The following is a 13,696-nucleotide window of genomic DNA, read 5'->3' as shown; positions in this document are numbered from 1 at the left end:
TTAAGGCGATTTTTGTCCCGCAAGCCGATATGCGGCCCCATATAATCGGCTAACAGGCCCGATTCCGGACCGATTTCGTTTTTCTGATTCGCCTCGCCACCATGCACTTTCCTACCGTCGCGCTGATCGGCAGATACCAGGACACCGGCCTGGCCACTCCGCTAAGGGCGCTCGCGCACGCGCTCACGCAGGCCGGGCGGCAGGTGCTCGTCGATGCCGACACGGCCCGCAACACCGGCCTCACGGAATACCCGGTCGCCACTTACGAAGAGATCGGCAAGGATGCGTCGCTGGCGGTGGTCATGGGCGGCGACGGCACGGTGCTGGGCGCCGCGCGCCACCTCGCGCCCTACGGCGTGCCGGTGGTCGGCATCAACCACGGCCACCTGGGTTTCATCACCGACATTCCCGTGCAGGACGCGCACGGCGCGCTGACGCGCGTGCTGGAGGGCAACTTCCAGATCGAAGAGCGCATGCTGCTCGAAGGCAGCGCGTGGCGCGGCGACCAGCAGATGTACGCGGCCTCGGCCCTGAACGACGTGGTGCTGAACCGCGCCGGGCGCGGCGGCATGATCGAGGTGCGCGTCGAACTCGACGGCGCCTTCATGTACACGCAACGCGCCGACGGCCTGATCATCGCCACGCCCACCGGCTCGACCGCCTATGCGCTGTCGGCCAACGGCCCGATCCTGCACCCCGGCATGAACGCCATGGTGCTGGTGCCGGTGGCGCCGCAGACCCTGTCCAACCGCCCCATCGTCATTCCCGACAGCGGCGTGCTGAACATGACACTCACCGCCATGGGCCGCGTCGAAGTCGGGGCCAGCGTGCATTTCGACATGCAGACCTGGTCCGACCTGCAGCCCGGCGACCGTATCGTGGTGCAGCGCGCGCCCTACACCATCCGCTTCGTGCATCCGGAAGGCTACAGCTTCTTTTCCACCCTGCGCCGCAAGCTGCACTGGAACCTGATGCCGCAGGCCACCGACAACGTAGAGTAGTAAGCGCCCCGACATGCTGCGCACCCTGCACATCCGCGACTTCGTCATCGTCGAGCAGACCGAGATCCATTTCGGTCCCGGCTTCACCGTCTTCTCCGGCGAGACCGGGGCGGGCAAATCCATCCTCATCGACGCGCTGGCGCTGGCTCTGGGCGAGCGCGGCGACGTCAGCGTGCTGCGCGAAGGCGCCGCCCGCGCCGACATCACCGCCGTCTTCGACACGCCGCCGGCGCTGCGCGCCTGGCTGGCCGAACGCGAGATCGACGCCGACGACGAACTGGCGCTGCGCCGCGTGATCGACGCGCAGGGCCGCAGCCGCGCCTACATCAACGGCACGCCCGCCACGGTGGCGCAATTGCGCGAACTGGGCGACAGCCTGGTCGACATCCACGGCCAGCATGCGCACCAGAGCCTGATGCGCCCGGAAGCCCAGCGCGACCTGCTGGACGCGCATGGCGGCCACGGCGAGCTGCGCCAGGAGGTAGCCCAGGCCTGGAAGCAATGGCGCGCGCTGGCGCGGCAGCTGGAGCTGGCCGAAAAAGACGCCGCGGGCCTGGCGGCGGAACGCGAACGCTTGCAGTGGCAGGTAGATGAGCTCGACCGTCTCGGCCTTGCGCCGGACGAATGGGACGCCCTGCAATCCGAGCACACCCGCCTGTCGCATTCGCAGTCGCTGCTGGACGGCGCCACGCAGATCCTGGACGCACTCGATGGCGAAGGCGACTCCGCCCACCACCGGCTGACCGTGGCCAACCAGCGCATCCAGCAGATGCTGCGGCACGACACCGGCCTGCAGGGCATCTACGACGAACTCGAATCGGCCCGCATCGCCATCAGCGAAGCCGTGTCCGACCTGAACAACTATGTCAGCCGCGTCGATCTCGATCCGCGCCGGCTGGCCGACGTCGAGGCGCGCCTGAGCGCGGTGTTCGAGACGGCGCGCAAGTTCCGCACCGAACCCGAGGCGCTATGCGCCTTGCGCGACAGCCTGCATGCCGAGCTCTCGGCCCTGCAGGCCGCCGCCGACATCGACGCGCTGCGCGCCCAGGCGCAGGCGGCGCAGGCGCAGTACGACGCCGCCGCCGCCAAGCTCACCACGGCGCGCCGCAAGGTCGCCAAGGATCTCGGCAAGCAGGTCACCCAGGCGATGCAGACACTGGCCATGCAGGGTGGCAAGTTCGAACCCACGCTGGCCGCCTCCGCGCCGTCGGCCCACGGTAATGAACACGTCGAATTCCTGGTGGTCGGCCACGCCGGCACCACGCCGCGGCCGTTGGCCAAGGTCGCGTCCGGCGGAGAACTGTCGCGCATCTCGCTGGCGCTGTCGGTCATCGCCAGCCGCGCCGCGCGCGTGCCCACGCTGATCTTCGACGAAGTCGACAGCGGAGTCGGCGGCGCCGTGGCGGAAGCCGTCGGCAAGCTGCTGCGCGAACTGGGCGAGCGCCACCAAGTGCTGTGCGTCACCCACCTGCCGCAAGTCGCTGCCTGCGGCAACAACCAGTTCCTGGTCAGCAAGACCGAATCGCGCGGCACCACCCGCTCGCGCATCGAAGAGCTGGACGACGGCGCCCGGGTCGAGGAAATCGCCCGCATGCTGGGCGGCATCAAGCTCACCGCCACCACCCGCGAGCACGCCCGCGAAATGCTGGCAGGCTTTGGCCGCGCACCGGCCTGAGGCGGTTCAGGCCCGGGCGATCCCCATTCCCCAAGCCGGACTCGGTCCGGGAATAAAAAAAGCCCCTTCTTGGAGAAGGGGCTTTTGCTTTCACTGACTCGCGGCGAGCGCGGCCGCGGTCAGGTCCGACGCGAAAAAGCTCAGCGGCCTTTCAGGCAGCTGCCGCAGATGCCGTACAGCACCATGGCGTGGCTTTCCAGCGCGAAGCCGTTGTCCTTGGCGATCTTTTGCTGGCGCTTTTCGATGTCCGGGTCGGAGAATTCAACCACCTTGCCGCAGTTCGTGCAGATCAGGTGGTCGTGGTGATCGCCGTCGTTCAGTTCGAACACGGCCTTGCCGCTGTCGAACTGGCTGCGGGCAAGGATGCCGGCCTGTTCGAACTGGGTCAGGACGCGATAGACGGTGGCCAGGCCGATTTCGACGTTTTCGCCGATCAGGGCACGGTAGACGTCCTCGGCGCTGAGGTGGCGCTGGTCCGACTTACGGAAGATATCAAGAATTTTCAGGCGCGGGAAAGTCGCCTTCAAACCCATGTTTTTCAGTTCGCTTTGGTCGCTCATGGTGTAATCGCTCTCCGTCCGCGTTGGCATGGGCAAGGATACTCGGTAACCGCGAGCCGGCTCCCCAGAATTCCTGCCGCCCCGCAGAACTATCCTTATGAAACCTTTATGATAACGGTTTTGTCTGCTTCCAAATAATAGGGGCGCGTAGTGTCCATGATTGCACGAATTCCTTCCCGCTCGCTCAAGACCGGTTTGGCCATCGCCGCCCTGGCCGTCGCCCTCGCCGGCTGCACGGGGGACAAGTGGGGCTTCCCCTACAAGGCCGGTGTCCAGCAAGGCAACTGGATCACCCAGGAACAGGTCGCGCTGTTGCAGCCGGGCATGACGCGCGAGCAGGTGCGCTTCGCGCTGGGCAGTCCCACGCTGACCAGCGTGCTGCACGCCAATCGCTGGGACTACCCTTACTACTACAAGCCCGGCTACGGTGAGCCCCAGGAACGCAAGTTCACGGTCTGGTTCGAGAATGACCGGCTGACCCGCTGGGAAGGCGACAAGCAGCCCGACCTGCAGCCTTACCAGATCAACACGCCCAGCGCCGCCGCCGACGAAAAGGCCGACAAGCGCCTGAGCGAGGACGAGGCCCGGCTCAAGCAGGAAGAAGAACAGAAGAAGCGCGACGCCGCCGCCCCCACCAGCCCGATGAACCAATACCCCGGCCAGCCCGGCAACGCGCCCGAGCCGCTGCGCTAACCCAAGGATTTTCTTCATGCGTATTGCTATCGCCGGCGCCAGCGGCCGTATGGGCCAGATGCTGATCGACGCCGTCCTGAAGGCCGACGGCCTGCAACTGGCGGTCGCGCTCGACCGCCAGGGTTCGCCGTCGCTGGGCCAGGACGCGGGCGCCCCGCTGGGCCAGCAGACCGGCGTCGCCATCACCGATGACCTGGCCGCCCTGGCCAACGCCGACTGCCTGATCGATTTCACCCGCCCCGAGGGCACGCTGGAACACCTGCAGGCCTGCGCCAGGCTGGGCGTGAAGGCCGTCATCGGCACCACCGGCTTCGACGACAACGGCCGCGCCGCCATCGAAGTGGCCGCGCAGAAAACCGCCATCGTGTTCGCGCCCAACATGAGCGTGGGCGTGAACGCCACGCTCAAGCTGCTGGACATGGCCGCCCGCATCCTGAATTCGGGCTATGACGTCGAGGTCTTCGAGGCCCACCACCGCAACAAAGTCGACGCCCCCTCGGGCACCGCGCTCAAGATGGGCGAGACCATCGCCTCGGCCTGGGACGTCGCCCTGCCCGACGTGGCCACGTGGAGCCGCCACGGCGACACCGGCGTGCGCAAGCCGGGCACCATCGGTTTCTCGGTGCTGCGCGGCGGCGACATCGTCGGCGACCACACCGTGTCATTCTGCGGCATCGGCGAACGCATCGAGATCACGCACCGCTCGGCCAGCCGCGCCACCTACGCCGAAGGCGCGCTGCGCGCGGCGCGCTTCCTGGAAGGCAAGCACAACGGCCTGTACGACATGCAGGCGGTGCTGGGGCTCTGAGCCCGGCCGCCACCATGAAAAAGGACCCGCACGGGTCCTTTTTCATTTGTGTGCCGGCGGCTTCACACGACCACGGGTTCGGGTTCCAGCGCCACGCCATAGCGATCCATGACCGCGTCCTGGATCGCACGCGCCAGCGCCATGATGTCGGCCGCCGTGGCGCCGCCGCGATTCACCAGCACCAGCGCTTGCCGATCATGCACGCCGGCGGCGCCCAGCTGGCGTCCTTTCCAGCCGCATTGATCGATCAACCAGCCCGCGGCAAGCTTGAAACGCCCGTCCGGTTGCGCATAGGAAACCAGCCCTGGGAAACGCTCGAGCAGCGCATCACGCTGCGCGGCCGCGACGATGGGATTCTTGAAAAAGCTGCCGGCATTGCCCGTAACGGCGGGATCCGGCAACTTGGCGCGCCGGATCTCGCAGACCGCATCGAAGATGGCGCGCGCGGTCGGTTCCCCCGCGACCAGGCCCGGATGACGCTGCAAGTCGGGATATGCCAGCACCGGACGCCACGGCCGCGGCAGGCGCAAGCGCACCGCCACGATGACCCAGCCGCCGGGCGGCTCATGCTTGAACACGCTGTCGCGATAGGCGAAGCGGCAGTCGGCGGCGGTCATCTCCACGTAGCGGCCCGCGCGCACATCCCAGGCCGTCAAACTGTGGAAGCGGTCGGCCAGCTCGACGCCATAGGCACCGATGTTCTGCACCGGCGCCGCGCCCACGGTGCCCGGGATCAGGGCCAGGTTTTCCAGACCGTCCCAGCCCTGCCGGACGCACTCGGCGACGAAGCCATGCCAGGTTTCACCGCCGGCGGCCTCCACCAGCCAGGCATCGGGCTCCGCCCGCAGCAGGCGCACACCGCGCAACGCCACCCGCGCCACCAGGCCGGGCACGGCCTCGGGCAGCACCAGATTGCTGCCGCCGCCCAGCACCAGCAACGAGGCATGGCCCGCGGCCAACTCGGACAAGGACGGCAATTGCGCGACATCGTCCAGCGTCACGCAGGCCTGGGCCATGGACACCAGGCCGAGGGTATTGAGCCCGGAAAGATCCTGCGGCGCAGCGGTCAACACGGGCGCCGTAGCGGAGGGATTTGACATGGATACTATTGGGTATGCTATATTTTCTGTCTTCGCTCATATTACTTGATTGAGCTTGCCAGCCGATTCAACCCCGGCGGCGTAAAGCTTAAAGCGCTTGAAGCGATCCGCTGGCCCTGGCAAACAAGCGATGAAACATGCGCCTGAAATTAGCGACGGCAAGCACGATCGAAAAAAATCATGTAGAATGCGCGCCTTCTGATCGATAACCAAGTTGATCAGGCAATCGCGAAAGCGGTTGGCAATAAGAAATGGTTTGCAGGCTGAAAGGCCGGCGGCGCCACTGAAAAGTGCGCCACGGCGCCGGACATGCAAGCCCATGCGGGAGTAGCTCAGTTGGTAGAGCGCAACCTTGCCAAGGTTGAGGTCGCGAGTTCGAGACTCGTCTCCCGCTCCAGATTTTTTGCGCAGCGTCTTCACACTGCGCATGATGAAAAAGGGCCTGCGGGCCCTTTTTTCATTTCCACGACCACCCTCACACTCTCTCTTCCTCGCTGCCGTTCGATCGCGCGCGGACACCATCGGCTGGATCATCGGCCGCGCACCTGGCCGCGCTGCTGCCTGGAGGCGTCGACGACCTGCGCCCGTCGCCCCGGCGCGCGATTCATCATCGACGCCCCGAGGCCACGAAGACGTGTGGATGGAACCCTAGGCAGATAGCAGGTCGGCCCGGAACGGGGACGCCGCGAAATGCGCGGCGATATCCGCCTGGGCTCGCAAGCGGGCCGCCTCCAGGGCCTGCCCTCCCATCGCGGTGCCTTCCACCGAGAAGAATGCCAGCCGCTTCAGGCCGATGGTGGCCAGCGCCGCCTTCAGGTAGGGCGTCAGGAAATCAGGCTGGCGCGCGTCGGGCCCGGAAAACAGCCCTCCCGAGGACACCGCCACGAACACCGGCCTGTCCACGAGGATGCCAACCTTGCCTTCGCGCGTCACACTGAATGTGCTGCGCACCCGCACCACATGATCGATCCACACCTTCAATGCCGACGGCACGGTGTAGTTGTGCATCGGCGTGGCGATGACGACGTAGTCGGCATCGGCCAGGGACCGGATCAAGCGGTCGGACTGATGCAACGATCCCGATGGATCGCCGTCCGGATCGCGGGATGAGCCCAGCGCCCAGGCGTATTCGGCATCCACATGCGGCAACCGGTTGGCGTCGAGCTCGACCAGGTCGTGGCCACGCTCGGCGTCGACCCGCGCCAGGCCATCGACAATGAACTGCGACAACCGATGGCTTTCGGAATCCGCGCCGCGCGGGCTGCAAGTCAAACGCAGGACGCTCATGCCGCTTGCTCCCCCAGGACCTTGCTGAAGCGCATCGCGCCGGTCAGCAGCCCCTGCCGGAAGTAGAAGCGCTGCGCCAATGCGTTGCCCAGGCCGGTATCCAGCACCAGCTTGGCACAACCGGCCTCGCGGGCCATGCGCTCCAGCGCTTGCAACAGGCTGGCGCCATGGCGCGCCCCGCGACTGCGCTCGGTGACGACCAGATCGTCCACATAGAGAAAGCGCCCGTAGATCAGGTTTTCCTGAAAGCGGTAGCCGGCCAGCGCCACGGGTACGCCCTCCTCCCACACCGCCAGCAAGGCGTAGTTCTCGCCGCGCATGCGCGCGACGCGATCGGCGAAATCGGCCTCGCCGGCCAGGTGCGGGCGCAACTCCCGCATCACCGGGAAGCAGGCGCGCAGCTCCCCGGCGGTTTCGATGTGACGGATTTCCTGATGACTCATGACGGTCCTGTCCTAAATGAAGCCTCCCGCCGCGACGGCGGGAACAGACACCATGCTAGGGAAGCCATGCCATAATTTGAAGAACCATAAATTGATCTTTCAACTAGGCCATGATGCCCCCGCCTCTTGCCAGCCTGCCGCCCGCGACCAGCGGCGAGCCGTTGTACCGCCAGGTCTATGAACGCTTCCGGGGCGCGATCACCCAGGGCACGCTCAAGCCGGGCGACCGGATCCCCTCGGCGCGCGCGCTCGCCAAGGACCTGGGAGTGGCGCGCGGCACGATCGAAATGGCCTACTCGCTGCTGCACGCGGAAGGCTACGTGCAGCCGCGCGGCCAGGCCGGCACCGTGGTCACCCCCGGCCTGCAGGCCCAACCGGCGGCCAGACCGTCGCCGCCGCCCGCGCGGCCGGACCCCGACACCTGGCGCCAGCCGCCGGAACCGCTGCCGTTCCAGATGGGACTGCCCGCGCTGGATGCCTTTCCGCGCAAGATCTGGGCGCGGCTCGGCGCCCGGCACCTGCGCGCCACGCAGGCGGCCGACCTGTCCTACCCGCCCGCCGACGGCTTGCCCGCATTGCGCACCGCCATCGCCGCCCACCTGCAGGTCGCGCGCGGCATCCATTGCACCCCGGACCAAGTATTCATCACATCGGGTTATCGCGAGAGCCTCAACCTGGTGATCCAGGCGCTGCTGCAACCAGGCGACCAGGTCTGGGTGGAAGACCCCGGCTATCCGCCCACGCGCGAACTGCTTAAGCACTCGGGCCTGACGTTCGCGCCCGTGGAGGTCGACAGCGAAGGCGTCATCGTGTCGCAAGGCATCGCCCTGGCTCCCCAGGCGCGCGCCGCGATCGTCACACCGGCGCACCAGAGCCCGCTGAGCGTAACGTTGTCCTTGACCCGGCGCCAGGCATTGCTGGATTGGGCCGAGCGCCACCAGCGCTGGATCGTGGAGGATGATTACGACGGCGAGTACCGCTATGTCAGCCGGCCGCTGCCGGCGCTCAAGAGCCTGGATCGCCACGGCCGCGTGCTTTACGCAGGCACTTTCAGCAAAGTGATGTTCCCCGGCATACGCCTGGCTTACCTGGTGGCGCCCGCGGCGCTCGTGCAGCGCTTCGAGATCGTCAACCGGGTGCTGGGCAACGGCATTCCCGGGCTGACCCAGGCGCTGGTCAGCGCCTTCATGACGGAGGGACATTTTGCCCGCCACATCCAGCGCATGCGCAGGCTCTACGCGGAACGGCGCAATGCCACGGCGGCGGGCCTGGCCAAGGTTTTCGGCCCTGGCATGCCGATCGATCCACAGCCGGGCGGCATGCACCTGCTGGTTCGCATGAAGGGGTGCCATACCGACCGCGAACTGGCGCGGCGCATGCTCAGCAATGGCCTCTACGCGCACGCGCTGTCGCGCTGGGCTACCGCCGCGTCATGCGGTTCGGGCCTGCTGATGAGCTTCACCAACATCGAGTCGCAGGACCGCGCCGAGCGACTCGGCCGGCGCATACTCGAACTGATGTAGCGCGCCCGGCCTGCCGCCCCGGAAGGAGCGGCGCGGGCATTGCCGCGGGTTCAATCCAGGCCGGCCTTGTCCAGGCCGAAGGCGACATCCGCAGAGCCCGGTACGGTGCGGAAAGCGACATTCAAGCGGTTCCAGCCGTTGATGCCCACGACCAGGAAAGTCAGATCCGAGATTTCCTCTTCGGACAGTTGGGCACGCACTTGCTCGTACACCGCGTCGGACACGCCATGCGGGTGCAGCACCGTCAAGGCCTCGGTCCATTCCAGCGCCGCTCTTTCTCGCGCGCTGAACAGCGGGGATTCGCGCCAGATGGCGATATGGTGCAGGCGCAACTCGCGCTCGCCGGCTATCCTGGCCTGCTTGATGTGCATGTCCAGGCAGAAACCGCAGCCGTTGATCTGCGAGGCGCGAATGGTCACCAGGTCGTTGAACTCCTTGATCACCGCCTTCTTTTTCAGCGAGGCGCTGAAGTCAAGGTAGTGCTTGGACAGTTCGGCGGAAACCTGGAAGTAATTCAGACGCTGGCTCATTTCAGAAACACCTTGGTGGGATGACCTGCGGACGACATCGCCGCATGGCTGCATATTGCGGCCAGTCGCCAAGGCGAAGAAAGCGCCAAGAAACGTCATTCGGCCTGGGCCATGCGGCGACCCGACCGCGGCGGCTCCATGCCACGCGCTCTCCGAAGGCCGCGCCCTGCCTTCGTTGACCACATGTGAAAATCCTGTATACTCACGCCTCTTCAAAGCAGTGCCCGCGCGGGAGTAGCTCAGTTGGTAGAGCGCAACCTTGCCAAGGTTGAGGTCGCGAGTTCGAGACTCGTCTCCCGCTCCAGTCGATGCGTCGTTGGCTGAATGCCACCCCATCATTGGACCCCACCGCCGGGATCGCCAAAGCCGCCTGGACCACAATCGGGTCCGCTCAGCAGCCCCCCCCTCACCGTCCCCCCTCCCCCGCAGCGCTCCCAGGCAATGCCCCCAAACCAATGCCCGCCGCAACATCGCGTCGTAGCGGCAACTCTTGGTCGCGCGGCTGCCGATTCGACATGCGCAAGGATCGAACCGCAATGGGTGGACCGCGATAGACGAGGCGAGCCACGAGCGGCAATGGACGCGCCATGCGCGAGCGAGACTTGCTCGCCGGCAACGCGCGCGATGCCGCGGCGGCTTTTTCCGATAGAACAACGCCGAGCCCGCACAAGTCCTAAAAACTGTGTATAATCGCTGTCTTTGGTGGACACGGGCTCTTTCAGAACGTGTCGATGTGTCGGCAGCAATACCGGCAACATACTGGCAACACACCAGAACGCAGTGCCCCCGCGGGAGTAGCTCAGTTGGTAGAGCGCAACCTTGCCAAGGTTGAGGTCGCGAGTTCGAGACTCGTCTCCCGCTCCAAATACAAAAAGGAAGCACCGGCCTATACCGAGCTTCCTTTTTTCTTGCAGTACTGGCGCAATGGCAGAGTGGTTATGCAGCGGATTGCAAATCCGTGTACGTCGGTTCGATTCCGGCTTGCGCCTCCAGTACCTTCCCTGCAATCCCCCCTGCATCTCGTTACCCATCCCTACGCCCGGTCAATCGATTGATTGCTATGGTGACGCCGTTTTCATTTGACGACGCTCCCATGCTCAACAATCAAAAATCCCGCCGCCCCTCCCCTACGTTGTTGGCATTGTCCACCGCCGCCTTGATGACGCTGGCGCCGCTGGCCGCCGAAGCGGATTCCGATCGCCATCACCATCGCCATGGACATGGGCATGGCCGCGGCGAGTATAAAGAGAAATATTGGGATGGCGCCTGCGAAGTCGAGCGCAAATGGAAACGCAACGGCGACTATCGCGAAAAGCGTAAATGCCGCGACGACTACCGCTATGGCTACGCGCCCCAGCCGGTTCTGGTGCCGGCGATGCCGGCGCCCGCCATCGTCATCAACCCGCCCCCCATCATCATTCGCCCCTGACCATGGACCCCTTGGTGAAAGACGCCATTGCCCGCTGGCCCGACGTGCCGGCGGTATTCGGCTGGCTGTCGCTGGACGCGCGCGGCCGCTGGCGTCTGCATCCCCAGGGACAGGCCGCGCAAGGCGGCGCGGGCGAATCGATCACCAACCCGCAGATCCTGGGATTCATCAACCGCAATTACGAACGCGACAACGATGGCCGCTGGTATTTCCAGAACGGGCCGCAACGCGTGTTCGTGCGGCTGGACGCGGCGCCATACGTGCTGCGCCTGGGCGATGATGGCGGCAGCCTGGTCACGCATACCGACGCACCGGTCGATACCATCACCGCCTGGTGGCTCGATGACGCCGGACAGTTGTATGCCATGGCGCCGCAAGGGCCCGGCATCGTGCTGGACCGCGATCTGCCCGCGCTGATGGACCGTTTGACCACGTCCGACGGCGTGCCATTGCTGGACGCCGTGGAATCGCTGGCGGGCTCGCATCCCTTGCCCGTCACGCTGCCCGGCGCCTATCCCGCCGCGCCATTGCGGCAGGTCGAGCGCGCCGACGTGCCGCTGGTGCTCGGCTTCCAGGCAAATCCCACCGCCTGAATCTCACCCCCCACTGCGGCCGCGCGCCGCGCCGCATGCCGTTCAGAACATGCCATTGCCATTGGCGGACTGCTCGGGGATCGGCTGGACCGCGTCCCAGTGCTCGACGATCCTGCCCTTTTCGAGACGGAAGATGTCGATGATGGCGTTGCCGCGCGTGCCCGGCTCGCGCACCGCGTGCACGTGCAGGATCACGTAGTCGCCATCGGTGAAGACACGCTTGATCTCGCTTCTGGACTGCGGGTACTTGTCGCGCAAGAAGGCGACGAACTTGCGGAATCCCTCGGGCCCGTCGGCGGCGTTGGGGTTGTGCTGCACGTAGCGGTCGCCCAGATAGCGCAAGGCGGCATCCGCGTCCTTCTGGTTCAGGCCCTTCTCGTAGAAGGCCAGCACGGCCGCCTTGTTGGCGGCTTCCTGCTCGGGCGAGGCCTGGGCGGTGGACGACAGGGCGGCCGCGAACAGGACGGCAGCAAGGACTCGCATAACGGGTGACATGGGATCTCCAGGTAAGCCAAGGCGGCCGGCCCATTCTAGGGCCGGCCGCGCCGGGGACGATGCCCAATCCAGTAGACAGTTTGATGCGCGGGGCGATCAGCCGCGGCCGCTCTTGAGCAACGCGAACTTGCCGTCGCCCAGCAGCGCCAGCACCGCGGCAGCCACGGCCAGGAACACCGGATATTCCCAGCCGCCGCCCGGGTTGCCGAAACCCCAGCCGTTGCCGAAGTGGACGCTGGACGCGACAAACAACTGCACCGCCGCGATCACGGCGATCCAGCGCGGCCACACGCCGAGGATCAACAGCGCGCCAGCGCCAATTTCAAAGAAGGTCACGGGATAGGCCAGCCAACCGGCGAACCCGATCTTGGCGAAGAACTGCGCGGTGCCCGGCAGCGTGAACACCAGCAGCTTGGTCAAGCCGTGGGCCAGGAACATCACGCCCAGCGCGATGCGGAGCAAAAGCGCGGCATACGGCGCGGTACGGGTATCGATCATTGCATTCTCCGGGAGCGAATCGCCCAGGACGGGAAGATTCTTGATGGCCGCTATTCTTGCGATTCCAAAAACAAAGATAAACATGCAAAATCGCAACTTATTGTTCCCCATTAGGAAACAATCATGGACACCCATACCGCCATGCAGACCTATGTCCGGGTCGTCGAACTGGGCTCCTTCGCGGCGGCCGCCGACAAGATGGGCCAGGCGCGCTCGGTGGTGACCCGGCAGATCGCCTTCCTGGAAGAGAAGTACGGCGTGCGCCTGCTCAATCGCACCACCCGCAAGCTCAGCATGACCGACGCCGGCCGCGCCTTCTACGAGCGCGTGCGGCCGATATTGGCCGAAGTGACCGACCTGGAGTTGTCGCTGCAGGCCGAAGGCCAGGCTCCGAGCGGCCGCCTGCGCATCAGCGCCCCGGTATCGTTCGGCATCCTGCACCTGGGCCCCGCCATCGCGGAATATCTGCTGCGCTATCCGGACGTGGTGATCGACCTGGACCTGAACGACCGCGTGGTCGATCTGGTCGAGGACGGCTATGACGTCGCGGTGCGCATCGGCCCGCTGCAGGATTCATCCCTGGTGGCGCGGCCGCTGGCCCCGCAGCAACTGTTGGTGTGCGCCGCGCCGGCCTACCTGGAAAGCCATGGCGTGCCCCTCGTCCCCGAAGACCTGAAACAGCACCGCTGCCTGCACTATGCCTACGCCAGCACCGGCAACGAATGGCATTTCGAGAAGGACGGCGTCAGCCACCTGGTGCGGGTCAACGCGGCCTTGCGCGCCAACAACGGCGACGTGCTGCGCACCGCGGCGCTGGCCGGGCACGGCGTGATCCTGCAACCGGAATTCCTGGTGGGCGATGACGTGCGCGCCGGCCGCCTCGTCGCCCTGCTGCAGGACTATGTCCACACCCCGATTTCCATGTACGCGGCCTATCCCCATCGCCGCTTCCTGTCGCCCAAGGTGCGTTCCTTCGTCGAACACCTGGAAACGCGCTTCGGTGGCAACGCGCCGACTCCGCCCGCGCGGCGCGCCAGCCGGCGCCGCAGCCGTTAGAATCG

16 protein-coding genes and 4 tRNA genes are annotated in these 13,696 nt (G+C 66.0%); 12 read left to right on the top strand and 8 right to left on the bottom strand.

Translation table 11 applies throughout. The features are described 5' to 3' along the window. Window positions 1-101 precede the first annotated feature (101 nt). Complete coding sequence (locus ACVN9Z_RS12620) at window positions 102-1,001, top strand: NAD kinase (protein WP_020924910.1); 900 nt, start codon at window positions 102-104, stop codon at window positions 999-1,001. A 13-nt stretch (window positions 1,002-1,014) separates the two neighbouring features. After that, window positions 1,015-2,676: a DNA repair protein RecN gene (gene recN / locus ACVN9Z_RS12615; RefSeq protein ID WP_458213429.1), complete on the top strand. Its 1,662-nt coding sequence runs from the start codon at window positions 1,015-1,017 to the stop codon at window positions 2,674-2,676. Window positions 2,677-2,816: 140 nt separating this feature from the next. On the opposite strand, the gene fur is transcribed toward recN, so the two are convergent. Beyond that, complete coding sequence (gene fur / locus ACVN9Z_RS12610; protein WP_006223539.1) at window positions 2,817-3,236, bottom strand: ferric iron uptake transcriptional regulator; 420 nt, start codon at window positions 3,234-3,236, stop codon at window positions 2,817-2,819. Window positions 3,237-3,392: 156 nt separating this feature from the next. Between fur and ACVN9Z_RS12605 the strand changes: the two genes are divergently transcribed. Both ACVN9Z_RS12605 and dapB read left to right on the top strand, forming a co-directional pair. Next, entirely contained in the window at window positions 3,393-3,929 is a 537-nt protein-coding gene (locus ACVN9Z_RS12605) for an outer membrane protein assembly factor BamE (RefSeq protein WP_054472875.1), read from the top strand. 16 nt (window positions 3,930-3,945) lie between these two features. Further along, window positions 3,946-4,737, top strand: a complete 792-nt coding sequence (gene dapB, locus ACVN9Z_RS12600) for a 4-hydroxy-tetrahydrodipicolinate reductase (protein ID WP_006389037.1) — start codon at window positions 3,946-3,948, stop codon at window positions 4,735-4,737. Window positions 4,738-4,799: 62 nt separating this feature from the next. Here the strand turns inward: dapB and murB are convergent, their stop codons facing one another. Both murB and ACVN9Z_RS12590 read right to left on the bottom strand, forming a co-directional pair. Then, complete coding sequence (gene murB, locus ACVN9Z_RS12595; RefSeq protein ID WP_049055776.1) at window positions 4,800-5,837, bottom strand: UDP-N-acetylmuramate dehydrogenase; 1,038 nt, start codon at window positions 5,835-5,837, stop codon at window positions 4,800-4,802. A gap of 36 nt (window positions 5,838-5,873) precedes the next feature. Then, window positions 5,874-6,158, bottom strand: a complete 285-nt coding sequence (locus ACVN9Z_RS12590) for a hypothetical protein (protein WP_149894858.1) — start codon at window positions 6,156-6,158, stop codon at window positions 5,874-5,876. Here ACVN9Z_RS12590 and ACVN9Z_RS12585 point away from each other — a divergent pair. Continuing rightward, window positions 6,159-6,234 (top strand) — tRNA-Gly (locus ACVN9Z_RS12585). Window positions 6,235-6,485: 251 nt separating this feature from the next. Here the strand turns inward: ACVN9Z_RS12585 and ACVN9Z_RS12580 are convergent. Further along, window positions 6,486-7,124 carry an FMN-dependent NADH-azoreductase gene (locus ACVN9Z_RS12580; RefSeq protein WP_054504967.1) on the bottom strand — a complete coding sequence of 213 codons (639 nt, stop codon included), beginning with the start codon at window positions 7,122-7,124 and terminating at the stop codon, window positions 6,486-6,488. Further along, a complete protein-coding gene (locus tag ACVN9Z_RS12575) occupies window positions 7,121-7,567 on the bottom strand; it encodes a GNAT family N-acetyltransferase (protein ID WP_054447329.1) in 447 nt (148 codons plus the stop codon). The genes ACVN9Z_RS12580 and ACVN9Z_RS12575 overlap by 4 nt, the downstream gene beginning before the upstream one ends. A gap of 110 nt (window positions 7,568-7,677) precedes the next feature. Between ACVN9Z_RS12575 and pdxR the strand changes: the two genes are divergently transcribed. Further along, window positions 7,678-9,090, top strand: coding sequence for a MocR-like pyridoxine biosynthesis transcription factor PdxR (gene pdxR, locus ACVN9Z_RS12570; protein ID WP_458213428.1), 1,413 nt, complete (start codon window positions 7,678-7,680; stop codon window positions 9,088-9,090). Between the two features lie 50 nt (window positions 9,091-9,140). Here the strand turns inward: pdxR and ACVN9Z_RS12565 are convergent, their stop codons facing one another. After that, complete coding sequence (locus ACVN9Z_RS12565; RefSeq protein ID WP_006389032.1) at window positions 9,141-9,620, bottom strand: carboxymuconolactone decarboxylase family protein; 480 nt, start codon at window positions 9,618-9,620, stop codon at window positions 9,141-9,143. A 228-nt stretch (window positions 9,621-9,848) separates the two neighbouring features. Here ACVN9Z_RS12565 and ACVN9Z_RS12560 point away from each other — a divergent pair. The 5 genes from ACVN9Z_RS12560 to ACVN9Z_RS12540 all read left to right on the top strand — a co-directional run bounded on the left by ACVN9Z_RS12560 (window position 9,849) and on the right by ACVN9Z_RS12540 (window position 11,642). Continuing rightward, a tRNA-Gly gene (locus ACVN9Z_RS12560) sits at window positions 9,849-9,924 on the top strand. 484 nt (window positions 9,925-10,408) lie between these two features. Further along, a tRNA-Gly gene (locus ACVN9Z_RS12555) sits at window positions 10,409-10,484 on the top strand. 54 nt (window positions 10,485-10,538) lie between these two features. Continuing rightward, window positions 10,539-10,612: transfer RNA gene (locus ACVN9Z_RS12550), tRNA-Cys, on the top strand. 68 nt (window positions 10,613-10,680) lie between these two features. Beyond that, the gene (locus ACVN9Z_RS12545) at window positions 10,681-11,049 is read left to right on the top strand and encodes a hypothetical protein (RefSeq protein WP_006389031.1); all 369 of its coding nucleotides are present in this window, start codon (window positions 10,681-10,683) and stop codon (window positions 11,047-11,049) included. 2 nt (window positions 11,050-11,051) lie between these two features. Next, window positions 11,052-11,642 (top strand): DUF2946 family protein, encoded by a 591-nt coding sequence (locus tag ACVN9Z_RS12540; protein WP_006389030.1) that lies wholly within the window; start codon window positions 11,052-11,054, stop codon window positions 11,640-11,642. Between the two features lie 42 nt (window positions 11,643-11,684). On the opposite strand, the gene ACVN9Z_RS12535 is transcribed toward ACVN9Z_RS12540, so the two are convergent. Next, on the bottom strand, window positions 11,685-12,137 hold the full coding sequence (locus tag ACVN9Z_RS12535) for a nuclear transport factor 2 family protein (RefSeq protein ID WP_006389029.1): 453 nt from the start codon (window positions 12,135-12,137) through the stop codon (window positions 11,685-11,687). 96 nt (window positions 12,138-12,233) lie between these two features. After that, window positions 12,234-12,635, bottom strand: a complete 402-nt coding sequence (locus ACVN9Z_RS12530) for a DoxX family protein (RefSeq protein ID WP_006389028.1) — start codon at window positions 12,633-12,635, stop codon at window positions 12,234-12,236. A 123-nt stretch (window positions 12,636-12,758) separates the two neighbouring features. Between ACVN9Z_RS12530 and ACVN9Z_RS12525 the strand changes: the two genes are divergently transcribed. After that, the gene (locus ACVN9Z_RS12525) at window positions 12,759-13,691 is read left to right on the top strand and encodes a LysR family transcriptional regulator (protein ID WP_020924967.1); all 933 of its coding nucleotides are present in this window, start codon (window positions 12,759-12,761) and stop codon (window positions 13,689-13,691) included. The last annotated feature ends 5 nt before the right edge of the window (window positions 13,692-13,696 follow it).

The organism is Achromobacter sp. KK8, assembly GCF_054188005.1.
The sequence above is the reverse complement of the archived record's forward strand: the minus strand, read 5'-3'. Positions and strand labels throughout refer to the sequence as shown.

Bases quoted from the DNA above. Each gene is read 5' to 3' on its own strand.
- ACVN9Z_RS12620 (WP_020924910.1), top strand. From the start codon at position 102: ATGCACTTTCCTACCGTCGCGCTGATCGGCAGATACCAGGACACCGGC.
- recN (WP_458213429.1), top strand. From the start codon at position 1,015: ATGCTGCGCACCCTGCACATCCGCGACTTCGTCATCGTCGAGCAGACC.
- fur (WP_006223539.1), bottom strand. From the start codon at position 3,236: ATGAGCGACCAAAGCGAACTGAAAAACATGGGTTTGAAGGCGACTTTC.
- ACVN9Z_RS12605 (WP_054472875.1), top strand. From the start codon at position 3,393: ATGATTGCACGAATTCCTTCCCGCTCGCTCAAGACCGGTTTGGCCATC.
- dapB (WP_006389037.1), top strand. From the start codon at position 3,946: ATGCGTATTGCTATCGCCGGCGCCAGCGGCCGTATGGGCCAGATGCTG.
- murB (WP_049055776.1), bottom strand. From the start codon at position 5,837: ATGTCAAATCCCTCCGCTACGGCGCCCGTGTTGACCGCTGCGCCGCAG.
- ACVN9Z_RS12590 (WP_149894858.1), bottom strand. From the start codon at position 6,158: ATGGGCTTGCATGTCCGGCGCCGTGGCGCACTTTTCAGTGGCGCCGCC.
- ACVN9Z_RS12580 (WP_054504967.1), bottom strand. From the start codon at position 7,124: ATGAGCGTCCTGCGTTTGACTTGCAGCCCGCGCGGCGCGGATTCCGAA.
- ACVN9Z_RS12575 (WP_054447329.1), bottom strand. From the start codon at position 7,567: ATGAGTCATCAGGAAATCCGTCACATCGAAACCGCCGGGGAGCTGCGC.
- pdxR (WP_458213428.1), top strand. From the start codon at position 7,678: ATGATGCCCCCGCCTCTTGCCAGCCTGCCGCCCGCGACCAGCGGCGAG.
- ACVN9Z_RS12565 (WP_006389032.1), bottom strand. From the start codon at position 9,620: ATGAGCCAGCGTCTGAATTACTTCCAGGTTTCCGCCGAACTGTCCAAG.
- ACVN9Z_RS12545 (WP_006389031.1), top strand. From the start codon at position 10,681: ATGGTGACGCCGTTTTCATTTGACGACGCTCCCATGCTCAACAATCAA.
- ACVN9Z_RS12540 (WP_006389030.1), top strand. From the start codon at position 11,052: ATGGACCCCTTGGTGAAAGACGCCATTGCCCGCTGGCCCGACGTGCCG.
- ACVN9Z_RS12535 (WP_006389029.1), bottom strand. From the start codon at position 12,137: ATGTCACCCGTTATGCGAGTCCTTGCTGCCGTCCTGTTCGCGGCCGCC.
- ACVN9Z_RS12530 (WP_006389028.1), bottom strand. From the start codon at position 12,635: ATGATCGATACCCGTACCGCGCCGTATGCCGCGCTTTTGCTCCGCATC.
- ACVN9Z_RS12525 (WP_020924967.1), top strand. From the start codon at position 12,759: ATGGACACCCATACCGCCATGCAGACCTATGTCCGGGTCGTCGAACTG.